Source organism: Cupriavidus sp. HE11, from assembly GCF_056097175.1.
This window is the reverse complement of the sequence record NZ_CP184465.1, coordinates 478995-505853: the sequence shown is the minus strand read 5'-3', so window position 1 is coordinate 505853 and position 26859 is coordinate 478995. Positions and strand designations below refer to the sequence as shown.

The window sequence follows — 26859 nt, the reverse complement described above, 5'->3', positions numbered from 1 at the left end:
CAGAGCGCGCATGACACTAATGCAAGGAGACACGACATGGCGCACATCAATGCGGCAGGCCCCGCCATGGGCAATTCCAACGGCGGATTGCTCCGCAACCGCTGGTTCCAGCTATTTATCGGCGTGCTCTGTATGGGCCTGGTGGCGAACCTCCAGTATGGCTGGACGTTGTTCGTAACGCCTATGAACGCGAAGCATCATTGGGGCGAATCTGCGATCCAGATCGCCTTTTCCATTTTTATCGTCACTGAAACCTGGCTCGTGCCGCTGGAAGGCTGGCTCGTGGACAAGTTTGGCCCGCGCCCCGTGGTGGCCGGCGGCGCAATCTGCGCGGGGCTGGCGTGGGTCATGAATTCCTATGCCACGTCGCTGCCGATGCTCTACGCGGCGGCGGTGATCGCCGGTATCGGCGCGGGCGGCGTCTATGGCACTTGCGTGGGCAATGCGCTGAAGTGGTTCCCGGACAAGCGCGGCCTGGCCGCCGGCCTGACCGCCGCCGGCTTTGGCGCGGGTTCGGCGCTGACGGTGATCCCCATCGCCAACATGATCCAGAAGACGGGTTATGAGAACGCGTTCTTCACGTTCGGCATCCTGCAGGGCGTACTGATCTTCATCATGGCCCTGCTGCTGGTGAAGCCGCAGCCGCCCAAGGGGCTGGTGGCCAACAAGAAGATCCTGACCAACCCGGTGGAATTCACGCCAGGGCAGATGGTGCGCACGCCGGTGTTCTGGGTGATCTACATCTCGTTCGTGGCCGTGGCCGCGGGCGGCATCATGGCCACCGCGCAACTGGGCCCCATCGCCAAGGACTTCGGGTTTGCGACGATGCCGGTGACGATGCTGGGCATGACGCTGCCGCTGCTGACGATGACGCTGTCGATCGACAACCTGTGCAACGGGCTGACGCGTCCGCTGTGCGGTTTCGTCTCGGACCGCATTGGTCGGGAAAATACGATGTTCCTGATCTTTATCGGTGAAGGGCTGTCGCTGATCGGCCTGATGAAGTTCGGCCACGACCCCTACATGTTCATGCTGTTCGCCGCGCTGACGTTCCTGTTCTGGGGCGAGATCTTCTCGATCTTCCCGGCGCTGTGTGCCGATACGTTCGGCAGCAAGTTTGCCGCGGCCAATGCCGGCACGCTGTACACGGCAAAGGGTACGGCTGCGCTGCTGGTGCCGGTGGCATCGGTGCTGTCGCATACGGGTGGCTGGAACCTGGTGTTTGCCGTGGCGGCCGTGATGACCGTGGCGGCGGGGCTGTCCGCCAAGTTCGTACTGCAGCCGATGCGCCGCCGCTTTATCACGGGCCACGTCGAGGCGCAGCCCGTCAGCGATACCGGTACCTACATGGCAGGTTTTTCCACGGGCAAGGGTGAATAACCTGAGCCCCCCAACCCCGGCAGTACCCAGCAAGGAAGGAGCGGCACCATGAATGTTTCGCTTCCTCAGTTGAAGGCCTTTGCCGCGGTAGCGCGCCAGAAAAGCTTTACGCGCGCCGCGGCGGAACTGGGTCTCACGCAATCGGCAATCAGCCGCAGCGTGCGCGAGCTAGAAGAAGAGATCGACCAGCGGCTGTTCGACCGCACTACGCGCCAGGTGGAGCTGACCGACGCGGGTGAAATGCTGTCGCAACGCATCTGCCATCTGATAGAGGAAGTCGAGCAGACGCTGCGCGACAGCCATGGCACCGGCAAGCCAAGCCAGGGCACGGTGCAGATTGCCACCGACCCCGTGCTGTCGTCGATGTCGGTGCCGATGTGGCTGGCGGGCTGCCGCAAGGCGTGGCCCGGCATCGGTATCACGCTGCGCGACCGTTCCCATGAATGCGTGCTGCAGAGCGTGCGCAGCGGCGAGGTGGATTTCGGTATCGCCAGCAATCCTGCCGCTTGCGACGATCTCTACTGCGAGCCGCTGTGCGTGGACCCGCTCCAGGCCGTGCTGCCAGCGGACCATCCGCTGGCGTCGCGCGAATCGCTGGGGTGGGGCGAGCTGGCCGATGCGTCGGTGCTGTCGCTGGACCAGAACTCCGGGGTCCAGCCCGCCGTGGAGCGTGCGTTGTCCACGTATCACGTCAGGCCTGGCTCGCTGCAGCTGCTCGGGCATTTCGCGGCCATCTTCGGCATGGTGGCGATGGGGCTGGGCATCGGCGTGGTGCCGTCACGTGCGCAGGCCAGCGGCATGGCTCCCGCTGCTGTCCTGCGACCGTTGCGGCCCCAGGTGACGTCCAACGTCATGCTGGTCCGACGCAAGGCACGCTCGCTGAAGCCGAACGCGGCAGCGGTCTGGGACAACCTGCGCGCGCAGGAATACGACCAGGGCCTGTTGAAGAAAGTAGGGTAGGGCGATGAACGGGATTCACGTGTCGCGCCGCAGTAAATATTTTTGCGACGGTTTTGGCACTTTTATCCCTTGATTGGCCGAATTCAGCCCCTGCACGGCACGTATTTGAGACGAACAACGCACCCCAAGGGGTGCGTTGTTGTTTTTAGAGCGATTCCTCTCTAGATATATCACATACCAAATATTTACAGACCTCGCAGTGCAGCATATAATGAATACACCTTGATCCTTACGACTTAGGAGTTTTCATGAACGCCACGCTGCTTACCCTTCTCGCTCTCGGTGTTGTTTCGCTGGGTGTCACCGTTACTTATGTGCTGGCCAGCTTCCTGCCGATGGGCCTGCTGACCACCGCCCAGGAACATGGCCGTTTCGCTGGTCTGGGTTCTTCGGAAGAGCCGTCCACCGGCATCGGCAGCTCGGCATCGGATATGGTGCTCCAGCCGCGTTTCCTGCACGCCTGATCGCTGTTCGATGGTTTCTTGCAGTACCCGTAGCACCCGTAGCACCCGTAGTACTTGTAGTTCGCAGTTGGTTGTAGTGGGGAAGTTGTAGCGGCCGGCAACTCCCGCAGCACGCAGTATCCGCAGTCCTCCGCGGCCGTTTTCTCCGTCTTTTCGCAAGACGTGTCTCCATGCCCCTGCGCCCGTGATCTCAGGTCGCGACGCAGCCTGGCATCTGTCCCAGCGCACTTCCGTCCGTATTCCCCTCCGCAGTTGTCTCCGGATCTTTCCGGAATCCCCCGTCCCGCTCCGTTCCCGCCTTATCCGTGTCCATTCGCCGTGATCCTGAATCGCGCCAGATTCAGTCTGTCCGCTGATGATTCGACGTCGCCGCAACGCTTGGGACTTTCCCTAGATGGGGTAATCCGCGACATGCGCCGCAGCATTTTTCATTGATGCCGGTTCCATGCCTAAGTGACTGATCGGGAAGGGGATTGGACTGCCGGCGGCGGGGGCTTTCATGCACCCGATGCACCAGTCGCCGGGGTCACGCGACTGCGTGCTTTCGAATGTCTGCCTGATAGGTCAGGTAACGCGCCGAATGGTCTTGACTTGCTTGATATACCACATACTGTATAGCACTAGAGCGGCTAAGCCGTTCGACAACAAGAAAGCAGCACACACCACAGGCATCCAATGCAGATGCCGATCCACAACAGCGGGCCCACCCGCCTGAAGGAGACACCATGGAAAGTCGGCAGAGCGCGAGCGCGCAAGCGTCCTGGTATTCATCGCCGTGGACGCAGCTTGTATTTGGCGTGATCTGTATGGCGATGATCGCCAACATGCAGTATGGCTGGACCCTGTTCGTCAACCCGATTGACGACAAGTACCATTGGGGCCGCACGGCAATCCAGGTGGCATTCACGATCTTCGTGGTCACCGAAACCTGGCTGGTGCCGATCGAAGGCTACCTGGTGGACAAGTATGGCCCGCGCCCGGTGGTGGTGGGTGGCGGCCTGCTGTGCGCGGTGGCCTGGGCGCTGAACTCGGTGGCGTCGTCGCTGCCGATGCTCTACGTGGCCGCGGCAATCGGTGGTGTCGGCGCGGGCGCGGTGTATGGCACCTGCGTGGGTAACGCGCTGAAGTGGTTTCCGAATCGCCGGGGGCTGGCAGCGGGCCTGACGGCCGCGGGCTTCGGCGCCGGTTCGGCCGCGACTGTCGTGCCAATCGCGAACATGATCAAGAGCAGCGGCTATGAGGCCACGTTCCTGTACTTCGGTCTGGGGCAGGGCATCATCGTCATGATCCTGGGCATGCTGCTGCTGCCGCCGTCGGCCAAGATCCTGGCGGACGTGAAGTCGACGCTCAAGGCCGCGACCACCTACAACGCATCGCCACGCCAGGTGCTCTCGTCGCCGATCTTCTGGGTCATGTACGCGATGTTCGTGATGATGGCGGCGGGCGGCCTGATGGCTACCGCGCAGCTGGGTCCGATCGCCAAGGATTTCGGCCTGCACGATTCGCCAGTGTCGATCCTCGGACTGACCTTGCCGGCGCTGACTTTCGCGCTGACCATCGACCGCGTGCTGAATGGCCTGACACGCCCGTTCTTCGGCTGGGTGTCGGACAATATCGGTCGGGAAAACACGATGTTCCTGGCGTTCGCGGTGGAGGCGGTGGGTATTCTGCTGCTGGCCAACTACGGTCACAACCCTGTGGCATTTGTGATCCTGACGGGCATCGTGTTCTTCGCCTGGGGTGAAATCTACAGCTTGTTCCCGGCCACCTGCGGCGATACATTCGGCCCGAAGTTCGCGGCGACCAATGCCGGCATGCTCTACACGGCCAAGGGTACGGCTGCGCTGCTGGTGCCGTTCTCGAGCGTGATCACGGCGGCCACCGGTGACTGGCACGCGGTGTTCATGCTGGCATCGGGCATGGCGGCGGTCTCGGCGCTGATGGCGATCTTCCTGCTCAAGCCGATGCGCGAGGCGCACGCAAAAAAGTTCGTCCAGGACAGCACGACGTCTCCGATGGGCTATCGCCCGGTGCCGGATGACCTGACCTGATCGCCTTCGTATCATGGAAAGCGAAAAGCCCGCTTCGTGCGGGCTTTTTGTTTGGCCCGATTTTCCTGGAAAACGGGAAAGTGATTGCAATACTATCCGGCTAATCAATCTGGTGGCGATTGGCTACGATGCATCCATCCCGTGATTCTTAAAAAGGATGCTGACATGAAAGCCATCGGCCTGACCCGTTACCTGCCCATTTCCGATCCCCAGTCGCTGGTCGATGTGGAGATTCCCAAGCCCGAAGCCACTGGCCGCGACCTGCTGGTCAAGGTGGAAGCCATTGCCGTGAATCCGGTGGACACCAAGGTGCGTGCGCCGAAGGAAAAGGTCGAGGGCGCTCCGCGCGTGCTGGGATGGGACGCCGCCGGTACCGTGGTGGCGGTGGGCCCCGAGGTGACGCTGTTCAAGGTGGGCGATCCGGTGTTCTACGCGGGCAGCATTACCCGGCCCGGTGCCAACAGCGAATTTCATCTGGTCGACGAACGCATTGCCGGCCACAAGCCCGCATCGCTGGATTTCCCGCAAGCCGCCGCGTTGCCGCTGACGGCAATCACGGCCTGGGAAGCGTTGTTCGACCGGCTCGGCGTTTCGCCAAAGGGCGACGATGCCGGCAGGTCGGTGCTGATCATTGGCGGGGCAGGCGGTGTGGGGTCGATCGGCATCCAGCTTGCCAAGGTGCTGGCAGACCTGACCGTGATCGCCACGGCTTCGCGCCCGGAATCCGAGGCATGGTGCCGCCGCCTGGGCGCCGATCACACGATCGACCACCGCCAGGACATGCCGAAGCAACTGCGCGCGTTGGGGTTTGCGCACGTCGACTACATCCTGTGCTTTAACGATACGGATCGCCATTTCCACGCGATGGCCGAAGCGATTGCACCGCAGGGAAAGATCTGCTCGATCGTCGAGAACGCCGGCCCGCTGAGCGTGGGTGAACTCAAGAGCAAGAGCGCCACGTTCGTGTGGGAATTCATGTTCACGCGTGCGATGTTCGAGACGCCCGACATGATCGCCCAGCACCGCCTGCTGAACGAAGTGGCGCGACTGGTAGACGCGGGCAAGCTGCAGACCACGGTGGGCGACAACCTGGGTGCCATCCGTGCCGACAACCTGCGGCGGGCTCATGCCTTGCTCGAAGGCGGCCAGACCATCGGCAAGCTGGTGCTGCAAGGGTTCTGATCCGCAATTAACGGCCATGCTGTAGTCAGCACGGCATGGACGGCGAGTCCGGACTCCGTATTATTGCGACGCGGGAGCTCTGAACGACATCGGGGGCAGGGCCGGCGCGGCAGCCAGGCCGCACACGAAGCGCGTGAGATGCGCGATGACATCGGCATCGCGCAGGACGCGCCGGTGACCCAGACCCTCGGTAGTGATCAGGCGCGAGTCCGGCCATGCGCCGACAATGGCCGCGCCATCTTCCCAGCGCACTTCCTTGTCGTCGCGGTCATGAATCACCAGCAGCGGCGGCACCGGACGCGTCCGGCCGATATCGGGAACGTTGAACGTGGACCAGCTCGCGCCCAGCCATTGCTCGCTGCGGCGTTGCATGCGGTCCAGCACATGCGGCGCGATGCCAAGCTGCCAGGCCATCGCCGAGCATGCGTCGTACATGTCGGCAGGCGCGCCGATCATCGCCACGCCGCGTGCTGGCAGGCCCTCGCGGATCGCCTGCGCGGCCGCGGCGCCGCCGAGCGAATGCGCCACGACGGCATGTACCGGCCCGACATGCCAGGCTACTGCCAATAGCGATCTCGCCATTTCCAGTATCGAAGTTTGCTGTTGGCCTCGCGCACCTGCATCCGACGCGCCGTGCGACAGCGCATCGAATGCCACCACACGCATGCCTGCCGACAACAGGCCGCCGACAACCGCATGCCACTGGCCGGCATTGCCTCCCCAGCCGTGAGCGAGCAGCACGACCGGCCCCTTGTTGCCCCAGCGATACACCCGGACGCGACGGCTGGCGCCCTGGCCCGTCACGAGTGCCCATTCCGTGCGGGCGGAATCCAGCAGCCGGCGGCCTTCGGGACTGTGCTTGCCCCGCGGCGGACTGAACCACAGGCGCTCCAGCGCCGTGGCGGTCGCGGTCGGAAAGAACAGGCTGCCGGCTTGCCAGCGCAGCCGACGCCATGCCATGACACTGGCTTGCAGTGCGCCAGCAACGGTCTGGGGAGAACGGGGGAGGGCACCACCAGCGTCCGGGCTGGTGGGGCGTTGGGATGTGGATGACAGCACTTGCGGCACGACGAACACCTCCAACGGATCATTTACCGATCTGGCCGGTGACAAGACCGTGCTGGCCTCATCTTTTTTATGCTTTACGACCGACCAGTCGTGCTATTTTCAGGGCAAGAAAACAGGGCAAAAATGCCGCCTGAACCACCCTCCACTCCGCCGCGCCGCTGTCTCACGGCGCACGGACGTTCTGGGATCGCCTTCGCAGGGCGCAGCATTCCTGCCGGCTCAGTTTGTTCCGGCGGCCTCCCTGGCGCGATTCTCTTTGACGTCATTGACCAGCCGTGCGAACGCACGCCGGGCCATCACTTCCGCGTCGGCGCGAGCCATCAGTCTGGACGACGACTGGAACGACATGCCGATGCCTGCCATCTCGAAGGCAAACTGGCGCGGATCGGTATCGGCATGCAGGTCGCCTTCGTCCACGGCATCGGTCACCACGCGCACGATGGTGCTGTGCCAGTCCTTGAAGGCCTGTACCAGCCTGTCGCGGATAATGCCGGGCCGGTTGCGGTACTCCTGCGACAGCGCCATGAACACGCAGCCGCCTTCGATGACCGCGCCGGCGATCCAGACCAGATAGCCGTCGAACAGCGTTTCCAGTCGGGCGATGCCACGGTCCTGGCGCATCGCCGGCTGCACCACGATTTCGGAGAATCGCTCCATCGCGCGAGCCAGCACGGCCTCCTGCAACGCTTCCTTCGACTTGAAGTGTGCGTATAGGCCGCTCTTCGACATATTGGTGTCGGCGGCCAGCGTGGCGAGCGACAACTGCTCGAAGCCGACCTGGGTGGCCGACTGCAGAGCCTGTTCGATGATCGCGGTGCGCGTGAGTTGTCCCTTTTGCATGCGATGGAGAATAGCACGACCGGTCGGTTTGTCAACTTGCCTTGTGCCACACATGGACGATACTGATGTGACGTCAACGCAAAGCGCGCACTGTCGTTATGTGGGGGCGGGAGGAGGGATGCTGTGCTTTATCCGCCGTTTGGATGAGAGTCCGGCGGCGAAGATCAAGCCATCATAAGAAATCTGTAAAAGTGTTCCACAACAGACCTTACGGAACGCTTTACGTGCTCTATACTCGAATGCACGTCCGCGCACTTTTTTTTCACTGGTGACTGGAGACCGACATGAACAGTACAGCCGTGCCAAGAGGCGCTAGCGAACCGTTCCGGCAACTGCGGGCGTTGCGTCGAGCGCGCAAGCTCAAGCAGGAGGACGTCGCCCGTAAGGCCGGGATTTCCCGCGAGGCATATCTTCGTGCCGAATCGGGTCAGGCCGACCCGCGTATGTCCACTTTCCTGGCGGCCTGCGAGGCGCTGGGTCTTGAAGTGGTGCTTGCGCCACAGCATCTTGCCGCCGACGTGAACGCGTTCATTGCCAGCCGTAATGGCGGGGTGACGGCTGCCTCGATGGCAGGCCAGCCTGCCGCGACAGCTGCACCGGCTACATCGACGCCGTCGTCCGGTGGTTTTGGTTCGGGCCCCGCATCGGGGGAGGGCCACAAGCCCGTCTGACCCCTCAGGATTCGTGACAGGACAGGCAACCACCCGTCCTGTCACGAATTCCGTTGGCTGCGCCTGGCGTCTGCCCTGGCGCCGCTTGTCCTGCCGGCCGCCACATCGGATGGCGCGCCTTCTTGCTGCCTCCTTGCAGCGTGCTTTCGCGCGCCGCTGTCTCCGCTTTTCCCTTTTTCCTGACGTTACGCCGCTGATCGCCGCTGTCGCCTTGCGCGCTGGCGTCTGCCGGCGCGCCTTCGCTCGTCCGCTCGCTGACCTATCGTAATTGTGGTTTGACATCGCTCGTCAGCATGATTACGATTTGGTAAATCAATTTTACTAACCGTAATTTGATGGGTATGGCGCCAACGCCATGCCGATGACAAACGCCGGCTTTCAAGCCGGCGGAGGTGTGAGAGGAAGACTCCATGACGCAAACACAACTGCACACGGCCGACACGAAGATCGCCGAGTACATGTCCGGCTTCGCCAATGAATTCGCCACCGAGGCGCTGCCCGGCGCCTTGCCCGTGGGCCGCAATTCGCCGCAGCGCGCCCCGTATGGCCTGTATGCCGAGCAGATTTCCGGCACGGCCTTTACGGCGCCGCGCGCCCACAATCGCCGTGCGTGGCTGTACCGGATTCGTCCGGCGGCCATGCACAAGCCGTTCGAGCGTATCGAGCAGGACCGCTGGCTGAGCCGTTTCGACGAGGTGCCGCCGTCGCCTAACCAGATGCGCTGGAGCCCGCCGGCGATGCCGTCCGCGCCCACCGATTTTGTCGATGGCATCGTGACGATGGCCGGCAATGGTGGCCCCGAGGCCCAGACTGGTTGCGGCATTCATCTGTATCTGGCCAACCGGTCGATGCAGGACCGCTATTTCTACAACGCCGATGGCGAAATGCTGATCGTGCCGCAGCAGGGCCGCCTGCTGATCGCCACCGAGATGGGGCGTCTGGCCGTCGAGCCGCAGGAGATCGTGGTGATTCCGCGCGGCGTGCGCTTCCGTGTGGAACTGCCCGACGGCGAGGCGCGCGGCTATATCTGCGAAAACTACGGCGCGCTGTTCAAGCTGCCCGACCTGGGCGTGATCGGCTCCAACGGCCTGGCCAACCCGCGCGACTTCCTGACGCCCGTAGCCAGCTATGAAGACCGCGAAGGCAGGTTCGAGCTGGTGGCTCGCTTCCAGGGCAATCTCTGGCGCGCCGAGATCGATCATTCGCCGCTGGACGTGGTGGCCTGGCATGGCAACTACGCGCCGTACAAATACGACCTGCGGCACTTCAACACGATTGGCTCGATCAGCTTCGACCATCCCGACCCGTCGATCTTCCTGGTGCTGCAGTCGCCGTCCGACACGCCGGGCGTGGACACCATCGATTTCGTGATCTTCGGCCCACGCTGGCTGGCTGCGCAGGATACGTTCCGCCCGCCATGGTTCCATCGCAATATCGCCAGCGAGTTCATGGGCCTGATCGCCGGCGTCTACGATGCCAAGGCCGATGGCTTCGCGCCCGGTGGCGCCAGCCTGCACAACTGCATGAGCGGCCATGGCCCCGATGCGGAAACATTCGAGCGCGCGTCGGCGTCGGACACCGACACGCCGCACCACATCACCGACACGATGGCGTTCATGTTCGAAACGCCGGGCGTGATCCGTCCCACCCGTCATGCCGCCGAATCGGCGCTGCTGCAGCACGACTACTACACGTGCTGGCAGGGCCTGAAGAAGCATTTCAACCCGAACGTGCGCTGATTTCCGGAGTTACAGAACAATGACTGCCCCCAAGACCAGCTGGGTCGCTTCGGCCAACGACGGCCAGACCCACTTTCCGCTCCAGAACCTGCCGTATGGCATTTTTTCGATGGGTAACAGCGCGCCTCGCGTCGGCGTGGCGATCGGCGACCAGGTGCTCGATCTGTCGGTGCTGGACGATGCCGGCCTGCTGCCTGCCGCCGTCAAGGGCGCCTTTGCCGCGCCGAACCTGAACCGCTTTATCGCGCTGGGCAAGCCGGTGTGGACCGACACGCGCGCCGCCCTGACGGCCCTGTTATCCGCCGATAACCAGACGCTGGCCGGCAACGGCGCCCTGCGTGACAAGGCGCTGGTGCCGGTGTCGGCGGCGACACTGCATCTGCCGGTGGACATACCCGGCTACACGGATTTCTACTCGTCGCGCGAGCATGCCACCAACGTGGGCCGCATGTTCCGCGATCCGGCCAATGCCTTGCTGCCTAACTGGCTGGAGATCCCCATCGGCTACAACGGCCGCGCCAGCTCGGTGGTGGTCAGCGGTACGGCGCTGCGCCGTCCGAATGGCCAGGTCAAGCTGCCCGACGAGGCGCGCCCGGTGTTCAGCCCGTGCCGCAAGCTCGACTACGAACTGGAAATGGCCTTCATCGTCGGCAAGCCGTCGAATCTGGGCGAGCCCGTCAGCACCGCCGAAGCGTCTGCGCACATGTTCGGCATGGTGATCCTGAACGACTGGAGCGCACGCGATATCCAGCAATGGGAATACGTGCCGCTCGGACCGTTCAACAGCAAGGGGTTCGGCACCTCGATCTCGCCGTGGGTCGTCACGATGGACGCCCTCGAACCGTTCCGCAGCGAGAACCCGGCGCAGTCGCCGGAGCCGCTGGCGTACCTGCAGCAACCGGCCCGCAACGCCTACGACATTGCGCTGGAAGTCGCGCTGCAGCCGCAAGGCGCGGCTACGGCCACCACGGTCTGCCGCACCAACTTCAAGGCAATGTACTGGACCATGGCGCAGCAGCTGGCGCACCACACGGTGTCGGGCTGCAACGTGCGGGTGGGTGACCTGATGGGATCGGGCACGATCAGCGGCACCACGCCCGATTCGTTCGGCAGCCTGCTGGAAACCACGCGCAATGGCGCCGAGCGCGTGACGCTGGCCGATGGTGTCACCCGTGGCTTCCTGGAAGATGGCGATACGGTGACCATGACCGGCTGGTGCCAGGGCGATGGCTACCGCGTCGGTTTCGGCGCGGTGACTGGCCAGATACTGCCCGCGCCACGCTGAACGGCCGGCCGGCATCGCGTCGGGTAGTAGGGGAAACGACAAGGCGGATCCGGCCAAGTGCCGCATCTGCCTTGTTACAATTTTGCATTCCAGTTACGTTCTGGCACAGCCACCGCTATCTGTGGCGTGGGAGAATGCGTCGCCGACCAGATATCGCATGCTGGCGGCAGACTGGATCACTTTCCCTCCCCACGCGCACGGCATGGCACTTCAATTCGACATTCGCGCATGGGCCGCCTGTGCGCCGGCATTGCAGACTTCCGCCGACTGGCAGGCCTGGAGCCAGGCGCCCTGGTTGCCGGAGGGGACGGACCTGCCCGCGCTGGCGGCAATGGCCCCGATGCTGCGCCGTCGTGTCAACGTCACGGGCCGCGCCGCGCTCCATCCCGCCTACGATATCGCTGCTGTTGACGAGGCAACCGGTACGCCGAAGGGCATTCCCGCCGTATTTGCCTCCCGTCATGGCGATTCCCACCGTGCCTACGAAATGCTGGGCGAGCTCGCCAACGGCCAGCCGCTGTCGCCCACGGCCTTTGGCCTGTCGGTTCACAACGCCATCGGCGCCATGTTTTCGATCGACCGGCGCGATCCGTCGAACATGCAGGCGCTCTCGGCCGGGCGCGATACCGCAGAAAATGCGCTGGTCGAAGCCTGCGCGCTGCTGGAGGAGGACGCGGACGAGGTGCTGGTGGTCTGCTACGACACGCCGCTTCCCGATCCCTATCTGGATTTCGCCGACGAGCCGCAGTGCCTGTTCGGCTGGGCCTGGCACATTGGCCGGCCGGACGGCCGCCATCCGGCCTTCAGCCTGGAAATCATCGAGCCGGACAGCCTGGATGCGCCGCGTCCGCCTGCCTTGCTGCCACATGGCCTGGACGTGCTGCGCTTTGTCCTGACGGACGAGCCGATGCTGCTGCATCGTGGCGAAAACGCCGCATGGAGGTGGCAGCGACATGGTTGACCGCATCGAACGCGGCTGGCGGGTATTGGCAACCGCGCTGTGCTTCATCGTTTTCGGCATTGGCGGGCTGCTGGTCCGCCTGGTGGTGTTTCCCGTGCTCTCGCTGATGCCATGGTCTGCGGACACGCATCGTCGTGTCTGCCGGGATGTGATTCATCATACGCTCCGCGGATTTCTCTGGCTGATGTGCAGCCTGGGTGTGATCGAATACCGCGTGCGCAATGGCGAACGGCTACGTCGCGGCGGCCTGCTGATCGTGGCCAATCATCCGTCGCTGATCGACATCGTGTTCCTGATGACGCTTACGCGCGGCGCCGATTGCGTGGTCAAGGCCGACCTGGCCCGCAACCCGTTCACCAGCGCCGCCGTGGCTGCCACCGGATGGATTCGCAACGACGCAGGCGGCGCGGCGATGGTCGAGGACTGCATCGCTTCGCTGCGGGCGGGCAGCAACCTGATCATTTTTCCGGAGGGCACGCGCACGCGGCCGGGCGAACCGCTGCAACTGCAGCGCGGCGCCGCCAATGTGGCCGTGCGCGGTGGCTTTGATCTGACGCCAGTGGTGATTCGCTGCGAACCGCCTACGCTGACAAAAGGTGACAAGTGGTATCGCGTGCCGGCCAGACGGCCCTGCTACGAGATCGACGTCCATCCCGATGTCAGCGTGGCCGCCTGGATGCCCGTTGAGACCGAGGCCGTGCAGGCGGTGCGGCGTCTGACCCGCTCACTATCCGATTTTTTTACGAGGGAGATTCGCCGTGAAGGCGCTTGAACAGGAAATCAAGGAACTCATCATCGCGTCGCTGTCGCTGGAGGACATCGCGCCGGACGATATCGATGCCGAGGCGCCGCTGTTCGTCGAGGGGCTTGGCCTCGATTCGATCGATGCGCTGGAACTCGGTCTCGCGCTGCAGAAGAAGTACGGCATCACGATGAAGGGCGACAAGGAAGAAATGCGCGCCCGTTTTGCCAGCGTGGCCACGCTGGCCGCCTATGTGGCATCGCAACGCGACAAGTCCGCAAGGTGAATTGCGGCGTAAACATCACTTTTAATGCGCACTTTGTTTGACGGGGGAAATGCGGAGCGAATCATGACGCACGATGAAATCCTTGCACGCGTGGCTGCGGTGCTCGAGCAGATGTTCGAGATCGCGCCCGGGCGCATCACGCCCGAAGCTCGCCTCTACGACGATCTCGATATCGACAGCATCGATGCGGTAGACCTGCTTGTCAGACTGAAACCGATGTTGCACCACCCCCTGAAACCGGAACAATTCAAGTCGGTGAAGACTGTGGGAGACGTGGTGAGAACGCTTGCGCAACTGATCGATTCCCCGGCGGCCACCGCCTGATTCTGGAACAGCATGGCATGGCGCAAATTGGGGCTGGGGCTGCTGACGATGGCATACCCGCTCGTGATCTATTTTGGCTTGCAGCATTACTCGCCGCGCGTGATGGCGCTGGCGCTGGTGGCGCTCGCGCTGCTGCGTGCCACCACCAGCCGCCAGGCCGGCTGGCGCCTGCTGGCCTTGCTGGCGGGCGTGCTGGCCGCCGTGGTACTGGTGTCCGACCACCCGTTGCCTTTGAAAATTTATCCCGTACTCGTCAACGTGGCGCTGCTGGGCGTTTTCGGCTGGAGCCTTGCCTATCCGCCCACGCTGGTCGAGCGGCTGGCGCGCCTGCGTGAGCCGGACCTGCCCGAGCATGGCGTGGCCTATACGCGCCGTGTGACGCAGGCCTGGTGCGTGTTCTTCGTCTGCAATGGCACGGTTGCCGCCGTGACGGCGTTTGCCGCCAGCGACCAGGTCTGGGCGCTGTATAACGGCGCCATTGCCTATGGCCTGATCGGTGCGATGTTTGCCGGTGAATGGCTGGTGCGCCAGCGCGTCAGGGCCCGTCATGCGGAGGGCCATCATGGTTGAGCGCGTGACAGACGCAGGCAGCGTGGCTGGCGTGAGCGGGGCGATGTCCCGGCTCGCCACGCAGGCCGCCGCAGCCGGCTTTGTGGCCCATGTGGCGGCCTGGCGCCGGGCATTTGCGGCACAGGCCGGGCAGCGCTGGGCGCTGTACCTGGACCAACCCGGCGCGTTTGCCGCTGCGCTGCTTGGCGCATGGCATGCGGGCAAGCAGGTGGTATTGCCCGGCGACAATCGCGCGGAAACCATTGCAGCCCTGCGAGACGCGGTCGACGGCCTGGCCGGCGACCTGCCGGATGGCCTGCAGGCTGGCCCCGGCCCGGCAGGGTCCCAGCCGGGCCTTGACTGGGCTCCGCTGTCCCCGGACGATACCTGGGTCACGCTGTTCACGTCAGGCTCGACCGGCACGCCCGTGGCATTGCCGAAGCGGCTTGCCCAGCTCGATGGCGAACTGCGCGCGCTGCAACAGGCGTTCGGCGCGCGGATGCCGGCCGATGTACGGGTGCTGACCACGGTGTCGCACCAGCATATCTACGGCTTGCTGTTCACGATCCTGTGGCCGCTTGCCGCGGACCGCGACATCCCGCAGAGCCGGCTGGCTTTCCTAGAAGAACTGGTGAGCCAGTGCGCCACCGACCGCCGTCCGGCCATCCTGGTCAGCAGCCCCGCCCACCTGCGGCGGATGCCTGCCGGGCTCGACTGGCCCGCCACGCAGGGCGTTTTGCACGCGGTGTTTTCGTCGGGCGGCCCGTTGCCGGCCGAGGCATCGGCCGATGTGCTGCGCCTGGCCGGGGTGTCCCCGGTCGAGGTCTTCGGCAGCTCCGAAACCGGTGGCGTCGCCTGGCGCCAGCGCCAGTATCACGCCGATGCCTGGACGCCGCTGCCGGGCGTGGCCTGGCGCCTGCAGGACGGGCACCTTGCCGTACGTTCCGCGCATCTGGCGGATGACGACTGGTATGTCTGCGCCGATCGCGCACTGCCCACGCAGGACGGCGGCTTCGTGCTGGCCGGCCGGGCCGACCGCATCGTCAAGATCGAGGAAAAACGCGTTTCGCTGACGGCCATCGAGCAACGCCTGGGCGCGTCGTCCCTGGTGCGCGAGGCCCGCGTGGCAATGATTGCGACCGCCGTGGGCGAGCGCGTTGGCGCGGTGGCTGTGCTGGACGATGCCGGTCAACGCCTGCTTGATGAACAGGGCCGGCCCGCCGTGGTGCGCACACTGCGCCAGTGCCTGGCGGGAGCCATCGACCCGCTGGCACTGCCGCGCCGCTGGGTGTTTCCGCGCGAACTGCCCGCCAATGCGCAGGGCAAGACCACCGAGGCCATGCTGCGCGAGCTGTTCCGGCACGCCGTGCCGGCGGCGCGCTGGGTGGCGGCCGACGCCACGTCCGCACAGGCCGAACTGGACATCGCCGACGACCTGGCCGTGTTCGATGGGCATTTCCCCGGCATGCCGGTGGTGCCCGGCGTGGCCCAGGTGGACTGGGTCATGGCGCTGGCCCCCGAGCGGCTCGCCATTCCGCCGCGCGAGCGTTTCGCGCGGCTCGACATGCTCAAGTTCCAGGCAGTCATCCGGCCCGGCACCCGTGTCAGGCTCGCGCTGGCCTGGCAGCCGGCCGAATGCGTGCTCGGTTTCCGATTGACCTCCGATGCCGGCCCGCATGCGAGCGGCAAGATCGTATTTCATCCCGTAGCTTCATGAGCGCAGTATTCCGCCCCATCGTGCTGGTTCCGGTCTACGACCATGAGCATGCCATCGGCGCCATGGTCGAGGCGATCCTGCGCCATCCGTGGCCCTGCCTGCTGGTCGATGACGGCAGTGGGCCGGAGTGCGAGGCGGTGCTGCGCCAGATTGCCGACGCCCATCCAGGCCGCGTGCTGCTGGAACGGCTGCCGCAGAACCAGGGCAAGGGCGCAGCGATGATGGCCGGCTTTCGCACGGCGGCGCGGCTCGGCTATACGCACGCGCTGCAGATCGATGCCGACGGCCAGCACGACGCCAACGACATTGCGCGCTTCCTGGACCTGGCCCGGTCGCACCCGGACGCCGTGATCGCCGGCTATCCGGTCTACGACGACACCGTGCCCAGGCACCGGTTCTACTTCCGCTACCTGACCCACGTGATGGTCTGGCTGATCACGCTGTCGTTCGATATCCGCGATTCGATGTGCGGCCTGCGCGCGTATCCGCTGTCGGCGGTCACCAGGCTGATGGCCGACAGCCGCCTGGGCCATCACATGGAGTTCGATACCGAGGTGATCGTGCGGCTGTACTGGCAGGGGGCGCCGGTGGTCAACGTGCCCACGCGGGTCACGTATCCGTCCGATGGCGTGTCGCACTTCCGCATGCTGCAGGACAACCTGCTGATCGCCGGCATGCTGACCCGGCTGTTCGTGGGCATGATCTGGCGCGCGCCGTCGCTGCTATGGCGCAAGGTGAGGACGGCATGAGCGTCGTCCATCCCGATTCCTCGCAGTCGTCGTCCGACCGCCCGCAGCGCTCGCAGCACTGGAGCGCCATTGGCGAGGCCACCTGCGTGTGGGGCATCTGGCTGCTGTATGCGCTGTACCGGGTGTTCGGGCGGACGCTGTTCCGGCTGGTGATGGTGCCGGTGGTGGCGTACTTCTGGCTGGCCTATCCGCTGGCGCGCCGCTCTTCCACGGACTACCTGCAACGCCTGGAAGCGGCCACCGGGGCCGTTGGCACGCGGCCCACCTGGCGTCATTCGCTGAACCACCTGTTCTCGTTCGGCGACACCATCCTCGACAAGCTGCTGGCCATCGGTGGCCGCTATCGCTTCGAGAACGTGTCCAAGGAAGGCGCCGACGTGCTGCTCAGGCAGATTGCCAGCCGCCAGGGCGGCATCATCATGACCGCGCACGTGGGGTGCCTGGAGCTGTGCCGCGCCATGGCCAGCCGAATCGAAGGGCTGCGGCTGACCGTGCTGGTGCATTCGGCCCACGCCGAGCAGTTCAACCGCATCCTGGCGCGGCTCGATCCCGACGCGATGCTGCAGCTGTACCAGATCGACGATATCTCGCCGGCCACGGCGCTTGAGCTGTCGGCTCGCGTGCAGGCCGGCGAGTTCGTGGCGATTGCCGGCGACCGGGCGCCCGCGCATGGCGGCCGGGCCGTGAGCGTGCCGTTCCTGGGCGCGCCGGCACGCTTCCCGGTGGGCCCGTACGTGCTGGCGGCGCTGCTCAAGTGCCCGCTGTTCGCCATGGGTTGCGTGCGCGCCGGCAACGGCCACGTGATCCGCTTCACCGAACTGGCGCGCAACGTAACGCTGCCGCGCGCCGCGCGCGAAGCGCGGCTTGAAGAACTGGCGCGGCGCTATGTGGCCTGGCTGGAACTGCTGGTGGTGCGCTCGCCGTTCGACTGGTTCAACTTCTACGATTTCTGGGCCCGGGATCCGATCAGCGTCGGCCGGCTCGATCCCTCGCAGGCTGCGCGCGACCAAGATGCCGAACATCCTCAATCATGAAATCGAACTGACGCCGGCGTTCCACGACCTGGACCCGATGGACGTGGTCTGGCATGGCAACTACCTGCGCTACTTTGAACTGGCGCGCTGCGCGCTGCTGCAGCAGATCGACTACGACTACCCCCAGATGCGCGAATCGGGCTTTGCTTGGCCGATCATCGACATCCGGGTCAAGTACGTGCGGCCGCTGCGCTACGGGCAATCGATGATCGTGCGCGCTACCTTTGCCGAGTGGGAGCACCGGCTCAAGATCCACTACGAGGCGCGCGATGCGGCCACCGGCCAGCGGCTGACCCGTGGATATTCGATCCAGGTGGCCGTGGACATGGCTACGCAGGAAATGCTGTACGCGAGCCCGCCCGTGCTGTTGCAACGACTTGGAGTCCAGGGATGATGCGCCGAAACCTCCTGCGGGCGCTGGCAGCGCTGGGCTGCCTGGCCGCGCTGCCGCTGCATGCCGAGGACCTGCCCGCGGCGGTGGCCGCGCGGCTGACCGATGCGCCCGTGATTCGCGGCCAGTTCGAACAGACCCGCCGGCTGGCGGGCTTCAGCAACCCGCTGGTGTCGCATGGCGACTTTGTGGTGGCGCGCGGCCGGGGCGTGGTGTGGACCACGCGCGACCCCGTGCCGTCGAGCCTGCTGGTGACGCCGGACAAGCTCGTCATGCGTGGTGCCGACGGCCAGGTGCAACAGCAGATGCGTGCCGATGCCCAGCCGGCCATGCGCATGGTGGGGGAATCGATGATCGCCATGCTGCGTGGCGATTTCCGCAGCCTGTCCAGCCGTTTCGCGATAACCGGCAAGCTGGTAGGCAGCAGGGGCTGGACCCTGACGCTGACTCCAACCGATGCCGGCGCGCGGCGCGCGTTTGCCCGCATCGACCTCTCGGGGGACCAGTATGTGCGTGACGTGAGGCTGGAAGAAGCCAGCGGCGACAGCACCGTGGTCAAGATGATCAACCCCGCGGCCGCCAACCGGCTCGACGCCGCAGAGGAGCAGCGCTTTGAGTAATGCGGCAGGCGGTCTCGCGATGCAGGGCGTGCTCACGCGGCGAGACCGGGTGCTGGCGATTGCGTGGCTGTTGCTGGTGATCGCGGTGGCCGTGCATCAACTGCAGTTCTGGCGCGCCTCGCGGATCGATACCGATGTGATGGCACTGCTGCCGACCAGCGCGCGCACCGCCACGGCCGACCGCGTGTTGCGGCAGCTTGGCGAAGGCGTCTCGCGTGAAGTGGTGGTGCTGGTCGGGGCCGACGACTGGGCGCATACGCGGGCCGCTGCCGAGCGCTTCCGCCAGTCCATTGGGCCGGCCAACCCGCTGCTGCAGCCGCAGGACAAGCTTGGCGCCTTCGATTTCGACGCGGCGCTGGCGTTTTATCGCCCGTGGCGAGACCGGCTGCTGACAGATGCGCAGCGCCAGCAACTGTCTTCGGAAAGCCCCGATACGCTGGCCCGGCAGGCCCTGACGCGGCTCTACCAGTTCTCGATGGGGCCGCAGCTTACCGAATGGGCGGCCGATCCGCTGAGCCTGTGGCAGCAATGGTGGCTGGACCGCGCGGCGGCCACGCGGGTACGCGAGCGCGACGGCATGGCGACGGTGACGGGCGACGGCAAGGACTGGATCGTGCTGACGTTCCGCACGGCCCGGTCGGGCTTTTCCGCCAACGGCAATACCGACTACGGCGACCTGCTGGGCCAGGCCGAAGCGGCAGCACGAAACGGGGCAGGCGGCGACAGCGCCGTGCGCGTGATCATGGCCGGCATTCCGCTTCATGCCGAGGCCGCGGCATCGCAGGCCAACTGGGAAATGAACGTGATCGGCTGGGGCTCGCTGGCGGCGGTGTTGCTGCTGGTGTGGGTCGCCTTCCGATCGCTGCGGCCCATCCTGCTGGTGGGCCTGTCGCTGCTGATCGGTACGGCCATGGCGATTTCCGCCACCGCCGTGGTGTTCGGTCGCGTACACCTGATCGCGCTGGTGTTCGGCGCGAGCCTGATGGGCGTGGCCGAGGACTTCGGCATCCACTACTTCGTGACGCGGCAGGCCATGCCGCGCGCGACGCCGCCTTCGGTCATGCGCTTTCTGCTGCCCGGCCTGTCGCTGGCGTTGCTGACCAGCGTGATGGCATACCTGGCCCTTGGCATCGCGCCGTTCCCTGGCTTGCGGCAGATGGCGCTGTTCTCGGCGGTGGGGCTGACCGGGGCCTTCCTGACGGTGGCGTTCTGGTTTCCGCTGCTCGATCGCGGCACGCCGCGGCAGACCCGGCTGTCGACATGGCTGGCCGACAGCCTGGCGCGCTGGCCGCAGGTGCGCAACGATCGCCGCACCTGGGTGGCGCTGGGCGTGCTGGGGCTGTTCATTGCCGGAGGCCTGTGGCAGGTGCGCGTGGTCGACGACGTACGGCAGCTGCAGAGTTCTCCGCCGGCGCTGATCGAGGCGCAACGTACCATCGGCCGGCTGCTGGGCACGCCCAGCCCCGCACAGTTCGTGCTGGTGCGAGGCGCCACGCCAGACGAAGTGCTGGCGCGCGAAGAAGCGGTCAAGGCCAGCCTGGCCGGCGCGCGGGATCGCCATGCGTTTGGCGGTTTCGTGGCGATTTCCGACTGGGTGCCTTCGGCGGCCCGGCAGCGCGCCGATGCGGCGCTGGCCGACCGCCAGGAGGCGGCGGTGCGCGAGCGCGTGGCCAGGGCGCTGGGTGGCACGATTGCCGCGCCACCCGCCGCGCCCGCCGGCGATGGGCTGACCCTGCAGGCGTGGCTGACCAATCCGGTGTCCGACACCCTGCGCCATCTGTGGCTGGACCGCGAAGGCCACGGCTACGCCAGCGTGATGCTGCTGCGCGGCCTCGACAATGCGGCGGAGATACCCGCCATCGCCGCCACGGTCCGCCAGGTGCCCGGCGCCGAATGGGTAGATCGCGTGGCCGATTTTTCATCGCTGCTGCATCACTACCGCGTGCTGATGAGCTGGCTGCTGCTGGCCGGCGCGGGCGTGGTGGGCCTGCTGCTGGCATGGCGCTACGGGCTGTCAGGCTGGCGCGCGCTGGTCCCTACGCTGCTGGCGGCGGCATTCAGCGTGGCCGTGCTCGGCTGGCTGCAGGTGCCGCTGCAGCTGTTCTCGATTCTGGCGCTGGCGCTGCTGCTGGGCGTTGGCGTCGACTACGGCATCTTTCTGCTCGAACATCCCGGCGACGGCGTGTCATGGACGGCCATCGTCCTCGGGGCCGCCAGCACGCTGCTGGCGTTCGGGCTGCTCGCGCTATCGTCCACGCCGGCGCTGCACGCGTTCGGCATGACGATGCTGTCGGGCGTGGGCGCGGTCTGGGTGCTGTCGCCATGGTTCAGGCCCGCCGCCAGGTAGGCGCGGGACACAAGGAGAAATATTGATGAGGACCGAACAAGCCGAAGTCGTGATCGTGGGGGCTGGTCCGGCCGGCTCCGTGGCCGCCGGGCTGTTGCGCCGGCGCGGTATCGGCGTACTGGTGCTGGAAAAGGAAACGTTCCCGCGCTTTTCGATCGGCGAAAGCCTGCTGCCGCAGAGCATGGCCTATATCGAGGAGGCCGGCATGCTGCAGGCCGTGGTGGAGGCGGGCTTCCAGTACAAGAACGGCGCGGCGTTCGCACGCGGCGACCGCTATACCGACTTCGACTTCCGCGAGAAGTTTTCGCCGGGCTGGGGCACCACTTACCAGGTGCAACGCGCGCATTTCGACGACGTGCTGATCCGCGAGGCGCAGAAGCAGGGCGCCGAAGTGCGCTTCCGCCATGTGGTGGAGACAGTGGACGTCAGCGGCGCGCAGCCGGTGGTGACCGTGCGCGGCGAAGACGGCGAAAGCTATGCCGTGCAGGCCAGGTTTCTGCTCGATGCTTCGGGCTTCGGGCGCATCCTGCCCCGGCTGCTGAAGCTGGAATCGCCGTCGAACTTCCCGGTGCGCGCGGCCATCTTCACGCACGTGGCCGACGGCATTCCGGCCGGCACGTTCGACCGCAACAAGATCCGGGTCGGCGTGCACCCCGAGCATGACGATGTCTGGTACTGGACGATCCCGTTCTCCAATGGCCGCTGCTCGCTGGGTGTGGTGGCCGAGAAGGCATTCCTTGACCAGTACGAGGGCGACGAGATGACGAAGCTGCGCGCGCTGGTCAATGAAGACCCGGGGCTGGCGGGGCTGCTCAAGGACGCGCAGTGGGATACCCCGGCGCGTCAGATCGCCGGCTACGCGGCCAACGTCAGTTCGCTGTGGGGCAATGGCTATGCGCTGCTTGGCAACGCGGGCGAGTTCCTGGACCCGGTGTTCTCGTCGGGCGTGACCATCGCGTTCAAGTCGGCCAGCCTGGCCGCCGACTGCCTGGCGCGCCAGCTGACCGGCGAGGCGGTTGACTGGGAAGCGGACTTCGCAAAGCCGCTGAAGGCGGGCGTCGACTGTTTCCGCGTGTTTGTCGAGGCGTGGTACGAAGGACGCTTCCAGCGCGTGCTGTTCCATCCCGACTCGCCAGCCGAGATCCGGGGCATGATCTCTTCGATCCTGGCGGGCTATGCCTGGGATACGTCCAACCCGTTCGTGGCCGATGCGCGGCGGCGCCTTGGCGTCGTGGAGCAGCTTTGCGGCGCCTGATACCGGTCTCCCTCGTCTCGCTGATGGCCGCGTGCGTGCTGGCTGCGGGCATGGCCGGCTGCGCGACGACCGGGGCGCCCAATGCTGCGGAACAGCCGAATCCGGCGCAAGCGCCGCTGTTGCGGCTGTCGCCGGCCTCGCTGGGCCGTACACTGAGCCTGGAGCAGCAGATCACGGTGCAGTACCCGTCGCCGCAGGGCGAGCAGACGCGCGACATGCTGGCGCTGCTGGAGGCCGATGCGGTGCACACGCGCCTGGCGGCCATGGCTGGCAACCAGGTGCTGGCGCGCATCGACTGGGACGGCCACGACCTGCGGGTGATGCGGTCGCCGTGGGCGCCGCCCGAGCTGAATCCCGAGCGTATCCTGAGCGACATGCAGCTGTCGCTCTGGCCGGTGGCCGCGATCCAGGCCGCGCTGCCGGCGGGATGGCGGGTCGAAGCGACCGACGGCATGCGCCAGTTGCGTGCCGGCACCGAGGTGGTGGCGGAGATCCGGTATCCCGATGCCGCCACCACGCTGTTCACCCAGCGGCGTGACGGCTATCGGCTGACCATTCGTACCTTGCGCGACAACGGGAGTGCGAAATGACGGTGTACCTGCACGACATGAACGTGCTGTGCGCGCTGGGCAGCGGCAACGATGCCGTGCGGGCCGCGCTCTGGCGCACCGACGGCCCCTCTGGCGGCGCCAGCACCGATGTCTATACGCCCGGTACGGCGCTGCACCTGGGCGTGCTGGCCGAAGCGGTCGGTGTGTCGGACCTGCCGCCCGATACGCCGCCGTCGCAGGCCAGCCGCAACAACGCGGTGCTGGAGCGCGCGCTGGCGCCGTTGCGCGCAGCCGTCGATGCGGCCATCGCACGGGTGGGGCCGACGCGCGTCGCCATCGTGCTCGGTACCAGCACGTCGGGCATCCATGAGGGCGAGCTGGCGGTGCGTGCGCGTGCAGTGACCGGTGCGTTTCCCACGGGCTTCCACTACAGCCAGCAGGAGCTCGATTCTCCGGCACGCTACCTGGCGCGCCGGCTTGGCACGGCCGGGCCGGCCTATACGATCTCCACGGCGTGCTCGTCCAGCGCGAAGTCGCTGAGCGCGGCCGCCCGGTTGCTGGAGATGGGCGTGGCCGACGTCGCCGTGGCCGGTGGCGTGGATACGCTCTGCACGTTTACGATCGCCGGATTCCGCGCGCTGGAAGCCGTCAGTGCCACGCGCTGCAATCCGCTGTCGGTGCACCGGCAAGGCATCAACCTGGGCGAAGGGGCGGCATTGTTCCTGATGTCGCGCGAGCCCGGGCCGGTACGGTTGAGCGGCTGGGGCGAGACCGGCGATGCCCATCATATTTCCGCGCCTGACCCGAGCGGCGCCGGTGCCCGGGCAGCCATGCAGCTGGCGCTGGCCCGTGCCGGGCTGCAGCCCGGCGAGATCGATTACCTGAACCTGCATGGCACCGCCACCGAGCAGAACGACACCATGGAGACGCGCGCCGTGGCAGACCTGTTCGGCGCGGACATACCGGTCAGTTCGACCAAGCCGCAGACCGGCCATACGCTGGGCGCGGCCGGAGCCGTGGAGGCCGCGCTGCTGTACCTGACGCTGGCCGGCAACCCGAAGGGGCGGCTTCCCGCGCATTGGTGGGACGGCGCGCTCGATCCCGACATCGCGCCGCTGCACGTGGTGGGGGCCGACGAGTCGCTGGGCCGTCCGGTGCGCCATGCCATGAGCAATTCGTTCGCCTTTGGCGGCAGCAACTGTGTGCTGGTCATGAGCGAGGGCTAAAGATGCCTGCCGCCGATCCGTTATCGACTGCACGTAACCCGCTGCCGCCCATCGGCGAACTGGTGCCCCACGCGGGCGCCATGCGCCTGATCGACGAGCTGCTGGAGGCAGATGCCACCCATGGCCTGGCACGGGCCACGGTGCGGCCGACGCAGCTTTTCGTGGACGATGCCGGCATGCCGGCGTGGATCGGCGTGGAGTACATGGCGCAGACCATCGCCGCCTGGGCCGGCATGCAGGCGCGCGAAGCCGGGCGGGCTCCCGTGCCGGGATTCTTGCTGGGCACGCGGCGCTACGTGAGCGATGTGCCGGCGTTTGCGGCCGGCAGCGTGCTGACGATCCGCGTGCAGCTCGAGATGGCTGGCGACGTGGCGGCCGAAGGTGGCCTGTCGATGTTCGCCTGTACGTTGGCGCAGGAGGGCAGGGAAGTCGCCCGCGCCACGGTTTCCGTATTTGTGCCTGCCGATGCGCGGGCGTTCCTCGAAGGACAGCAGACATGACGAACCAGACCGTGCTCGTGACGGGCGCGTCGCGTGGCATTGGCCGCGCCATAGCCTTGCGCCTGGCGCGCGATGGCTTTGACGTGGTGGTGCATTGTCGTGCCAGCCGCGCCGAAGCCGAATCCGTGGCCGACGCCGTGCGCGCGTTCGGCCGCAATGCCCGCGTGCTGGCCTTCGATGTAAGCCAGCGGCAGGCCGCGGCCGATGCGCTGCTGGCCGACATCGGCCAGCATGGCTGCTACTACGGCGTGGTCTGCAATGCCGGCCTGGCGCGCGATGCGGCCTTCCCGGCCATGACCGGCGAGGAATGGGACGAGGTGGTGCATACCAACCTGGACGCCTTCTACAACGTGCTCAATCCCGTGGTGATGCCAATGGTGCAGCGCCGCCGGCCGGGGCGCATCGTGACGCTGTCGTCGGTGTCGGGCATCGTCGGCAATCGCGGCCAGACCAACTACAGCGCGGCCAAGGCCGGCATTATCGGCGCCACCAAGGCGCTGGCGATCGAGCTGGCCAAGCGCCAGATCACGGTCAATTGCGTGGCGCCGGGGCTGATCGATACCGAAATGGTCGAACCCCACGTGCGCGAAGAAGCGCTGAAGATCATTCCATCGCGCCGCCTGGGTACCCCGGATGAGGTAGCTGCAACAGTTGCCTTCCTGCTGTCGGCCGATGCCGGTTACATTACGCGGCAGGTGATATCGGTCAACGGAGGCATGTTCGGATGAAGCGGGTGGTCGTGACGGGCATGGGCGCCGTCAGCGCGCTGGGCAACGACTGGGGGACGGTGCGCCGCAACCTGGCACGTGGCCGCAACGCCGTCGTGCGCATGGACGCCTGGGCCGGTATTCGCGGCCTGAACACCCAGCTTGGCGCACCGGTGCCCCCGTTCACGCTGCCGCCGCACTACACGCGCAAGGTCATGCGCACGATGGGCCGGGTGTCGCAGATGGCGGTGCTTGCCAGCGAGGCCGCACTGGCAGATGCCGGGCTGACCGGCCATCCGCTGGTGACCGGAGGGCAGATGGGCGTGGCGTATGGGTCGTCGACCGGCACGCCATCGGCCGCGCAGGATTTCGCGCGGATGATGAGCGACCGCACCACCGAAGGCGTCAACGCCACGACCTACATCCGCATGATGGCCCATACCACGGCCGTCAATATCGGCCTTTTCTTTGGCGTGACCGGGCGAATCCTGACCACGTCAAGCGCCTGCACGTCAGGCAGCCACGGTATCGGCTACGCCTTCGAGACCATCGCCACGGGCCGCCAGGTGGCCATGCTGGCGGGCGGTGCGGAAGAACTCGACGCCACCGAAGCCGCGGTATTCGATACCTTGTTCGCGGCCAGCACCCGCAATGACGAACCCGAAGCCACGCCGCGCCCGTTCGATGCGGCACGCGACGGCCTGGTGCTGGGCGAGGGCGCCGGCACGCTGGTGCTCGAAGAGCTTGGGCATGCCCAGGCGCGTGGCGCGCGCATCCTGGCCGAGGTGGTTGGCTACGGCACCAATAGCGACGGCAACCACGTCACGCAGGCCCAGCCCGAAACGATGGCGCAGGCCATGCGCATGGCGCTGCACGACGCGGGGCTGCAGCCATCGCAGGTCGGCTACCTGAATGCGCACGGCACGGCCACGGAGCAGGGCGATCTGGCCGAGGCCCAGGCCACCCATGCCGTATTTGGCGACCAGGTGCCGATCAGTTCGCTGAAAAGCTACCTTGGGCACACGCTGGGCGCCTGCGGGGCGCTGGAGGCGTGGATGAGCATCGAGATGATGCGCGACGGCTGGTTTGCGCCTACGCTTAATCTGGATCAGCCTGATCCGCGTTGCGCGCCGCTGGACCATATCGCCGGGGACGGGCGCCGGATCGATACCGACCATGTGATGAGCAACAATTTCGCGTTCGGCGGCATCAACACGTCGCTGATCTTTCGCCGCTGGCCCGAACCGGGTCTCCACTGAA

At 66.0% G+C, this 26859-nt stretch carries 27 protein-coding genes; 25 read left to right on the top strand and 2 right to left on the bottom strand.

What is annotated here, in order from left to right; translation table 11 throughout:
- The first annotated feature begins 36 nt into the window (after positions 1–36).
- From oxlT (ACOABP_RS19725) to ACOABP_RS19705, 5 genes are all read left to right on the top strand, one after another.
- On the top strand, positions 37–1380 hold the full coding sequence (gene oxlT, locus ACOABP_RS19725; protein ID WP_066737370.1) for an oxalate/formate MFS antiporter: 1344 nt from the start codon (positions 37–39) through the stop codon (positions 1378–1380).
- A 48-nt stretch (positions 1381–1428) separates the two neighbouring features.
- Entirely contained in the window at positions 1429–2340 is a 912-nt protein-coding gene (locus tag ACOABP_RS19720; protein ID WP_474229678.1) for a LysR family transcriptional regulator, read from the top strand.
- Between the two features lie 248 nt (positions 2341–2588).
- A complete protein-coding gene (locus ACOABP_RS19715) occupies positions 2589–2804 on the top strand; it encodes a hypothetical protein (protein ID WP_474229676.1) in 216 nt (71 codons plus the stop codon).
- Positions 2805–3529: 725 nt separating this feature from the next.
- Positions 3530–4855 (top strand): oxalate/formate MFS antiporter, encoded by a 1326-nt coding sequence (gene oxlT, locus ACOABP_RS19710; protein WP_474229675.1) that lies wholly within the window; start codon positions 3530–3532, stop codon positions 4853–4855.
- 165 nt (positions 4856–5020) lie between these two features.
- Positions 5021–6037 carry a zinc-binding alcohol dehydrogenase family protein gene (locus tag ACOABP_RS19705; protein WP_474229673.1) on the top strand — a complete coding sequence of 339 codons (1017 nt, stop codon included), beginning with the start codon at positions 5021–5023 and terminating at the stop codon, positions 6035–6037.
- 60 nt (positions 6038–6097) lie between these two features.
- Here the strand turns inward: ACOABP_RS19705 and ACOABP_RS19700 are convergent, their stop codons facing one another.
- Both ACOABP_RS19700 and ACOABP_RS19695 read right to left on the bottom strand, forming a co-directional pair.
- Positions 6098–6997: an alpha/beta fold hydrolase gene (locus ACOABP_RS19700; protein ID WP_474229671.1), complete on the bottom strand. Its 900-nt coding sequence runs from the start codon at positions 6995–6997 to the stop codon at positions 6098–6100.
- 327 nt (positions 6998–7324) lie between these two features.
- Complete coding sequence (locus tag ACOABP_RS19695; protein WP_474229670.1) at positions 7325–7945, bottom strand: TetR family transcriptional regulator C-terminal domain-containing protein; 621 nt, start codon at positions 7943–7945, stop codon at positions 7325–7327.
- A gap of 284 nt (positions 7946–8229) precedes the next feature.
- On the opposite strand from ACOABP_RS19695, the gene ACOABP_RS19690 reads away from it, so the two are divergent.
- The 20 genes from ACOABP_RS19690 to ACOABP_RS19595 all read left to right on the top strand — a co-directional run bounded on the left by ACOABP_RS19690 (position 8230) and on the right by ACOABP_RS19595 (position 26858).
- Positions 8230–8616: a helix-turn-helix domain-containing protein gene (locus tag ACOABP_RS19690; RefSeq protein WP_474229669.1), complete on the top strand. Its 387-nt coding sequence runs from the start codon at positions 8230–8232 to the stop codon at positions 8614–8616.
- A gap of 410 nt (positions 8617–9026) precedes the next feature.
- The gene (gene hmgA / locus ACOABP_RS19685) at positions 9027–10355 is read left to right on the top strand and encodes a homogentisate 1,2-dioxygenase (protein ID WP_474229668.1); all 1329 of its coding nucleotides are present in this window, start codon (positions 9027–9029) and stop codon (positions 10353–10355) included.
- 19 nt (positions 10356–10374) lie between these two features.
- Positions 10375–11640, top strand: a complete 1266-nt coding sequence (fahA, locus tag ACOABP_RS19680; RefSeq protein ID WP_474229667.1) for a fumarylacetoacetase — start codon at positions 10375–10377, stop codon at positions 11638–11640.
- A gap of 202 nt (positions 11641–11842) precedes the next feature.
- Positions 11843–12601 carry a beta-ketoacyl synthase chain length factor gene (locus ACOABP_RS19675; RefSeq protein WP_474229666.1) on the top strand — a complete coding sequence of 253 codons (759 nt, stop codon included), beginning with the start codon at positions 11843–11845 and terminating at the stop codon, positions 12599–12601.
- Complete coding sequence (locus tag ACOABP_RS19670) at positions 12594–13373, top strand: lysophospholipid acyltransferase family protein (RefSeq protein WP_474229665.1); 780 nt, start codon at positions 12594–12596, stop codon at positions 13371–13373. The genes ACOABP_RS19675 and ACOABP_RS19670 overlap by 8 nt, the downstream gene beginning before the upstream one ends.
- Entirely contained in the window at positions 13360–13629 is a 270-nt protein-coding gene (locus ACOABP_RS19665; protein ID WP_474229663.1) for a phosphopantetheine-binding protein, read from the top strand. Before ACOABP_RS19670 ends, ACOABP_RS19665 begins: the two co-directional genes overlap by 14 nt.
- A 63-nt stretch (positions 13630–13692) precedes the next feature.
- A complete protein-coding gene (locus ACOABP_RS19660) occupies positions 13693–13953 on the top strand; it encodes an acyl carrier protein (RefSeq protein WP_066737466.1) in 261 nt (86 codons plus the stop codon).
- A gap of 12 nt (positions 13954–13965) precedes the next feature.
- Entirely contained in the window at positions 13966–14523 is a 558-nt protein-coding gene (locus ACOABP_RS19655; protein WP_474229661.1) for a COG4648 family protein, read from the top strand.
- On the top strand, positions 14516–16219 hold the full coding sequence (locus ACOABP_RS19650) for an ApeI family dehydratase (RefSeq protein WP_474229659.1): 1704 nt from the start codon (positions 14516–14518) through the stop codon (positions 16217–16219). The genes ACOABP_RS19655 and ACOABP_RS19650 overlap by 8 nt, the downstream gene beginning before the upstream one ends.
- On the top strand, positions 16216–16968 hold the full coding sequence (locus tag ACOABP_RS19645) for a glycosyltransferase family 2 protein (RefSeq protein ID WP_474229657.1): 753 nt from the start codon (positions 16216–16218) through the stop codon (positions 16966–16968). The genes ACOABP_RS19650 and ACOABP_RS19645 overlap by 4 nt, the downstream gene beginning before the upstream one ends.
- Positions 16965–18002 carry an LpxL/LpxP family acyltransferase gene (locus tag ACOABP_RS19640; RefSeq protein WP_474229656.1) on the top strand — a complete coding sequence of 346 codons (1038 nt, stop codon included), beginning with the start codon at positions 16965–16967 and terminating at the stop codon, positions 18000–18002. The genes ACOABP_RS19645 and ACOABP_RS19640 overlap by 4 nt, the downstream gene beginning before the upstream one ends.
- A complete protein-coding gene (locus tag ACOABP_RS19635; RefSeq protein ID WP_474229655.1) occupies positions 17980–18396 on the top strand; it encodes an acyl-CoA thioesterase in 417 nt (138 codons plus the stop codon). Before ACOABP_RS19640 ends, ACOABP_RS19635 begins: the two co-directional genes overlap by 23 nt.
- Positions 18393–19013, top strand: a complete 621-nt coding sequence (locus ACOABP_RS19630; RefSeq protein ID WP_474229654.1) for an outer membrane lipoprotein carrier protein LolA — start codon at positions 18393–18395, stop codon at positions 19011–19013. Before ACOABP_RS19635 ends, ACOABP_RS19630 begins: the two co-directional genes overlap by 4 nt.
- Positions 19006–21360, top strand: a complete 2355-nt coding sequence (locus tag ACOABP_RS19625) for an MMPL family transporter (RefSeq protein WP_474229653.1) — start codon at positions 19006–19008, stop codon at positions 21358–21360. Before ACOABP_RS19630 ends, ACOABP_RS19625 begins: the two co-directional genes overlap by 8 nt.
- A gap of 25 nt (positions 21361–21385) precedes the next feature.
- Positions 21386–22615 (top strand): NAD(P)/FAD-dependent oxidoreductase, encoded by a 1230-nt coding sequence (locus ACOABP_RS19620; RefSeq protein WP_474229652.1) that lies wholly within the window; start codon positions 21386–21388, stop codon positions 22613–22615.
- Entirely contained in the window at positions 22603–23205 is a 603-nt protein-coding gene (locus ACOABP_RS19615; RefSeq protein WP_474229651.1) for a DUF3261 domain-containing protein, read from the top strand. The genes ACOABP_RS19620 and ACOABP_RS19615 overlap by 13 nt, the downstream gene beginning before the upstream one ends.
- Positions 23202–24392 (top strand): beta-ketoacyl-ACP synthase, encoded by a 1191-nt coding sequence (locus ACOABP_RS19610; RefSeq protein ID WP_474229649.1) that lies wholly within the window; start codon positions 23202–23204, stop codon positions 24390–24392. The genes ACOABP_RS19615 and ACOABP_RS19610 overlap by 4 nt, the downstream gene beginning before the upstream one ends.
- A gap of 2 nt (positions 24393–24394) precedes the next feature.
- A complete protein-coding gene (locus ACOABP_RS19605) occupies positions 24395–24892 on the top strand; it encodes a hotdog family protein (protein ID WP_474229647.1) in 498 nt (165 codons plus the stop codon).
- The gene (gene fabG, locus ACOABP_RS19600; protein WP_474229646.1) at positions 24889–25620 is read left to right on the top strand and encodes a 3-oxoacyl-ACP reductase FabG; all 732 of its coding nucleotides are present in this window, start codon (positions 24889–24891) and stop codon (positions 25618–25620) included. Before ACOABP_RS19605 ends, fabG begins: the two co-directional genes overlap by 4 nt.
- Positions 25617–26858: a beta-ketoacyl-ACP synthase gene (locus ACOABP_RS19595; RefSeq protein WP_474229644.1), complete on the top strand. Its 1242-nt coding sequence runs from the start codon at positions 25617–25619 to the stop codon at positions 26856–26858. The genes fabG and ACOABP_RS19595 overlap by 4 nt, the downstream gene beginning before the upstream one ends.
- The last annotated feature ends 1 nt before the right edge of the window (position 26859 follow it).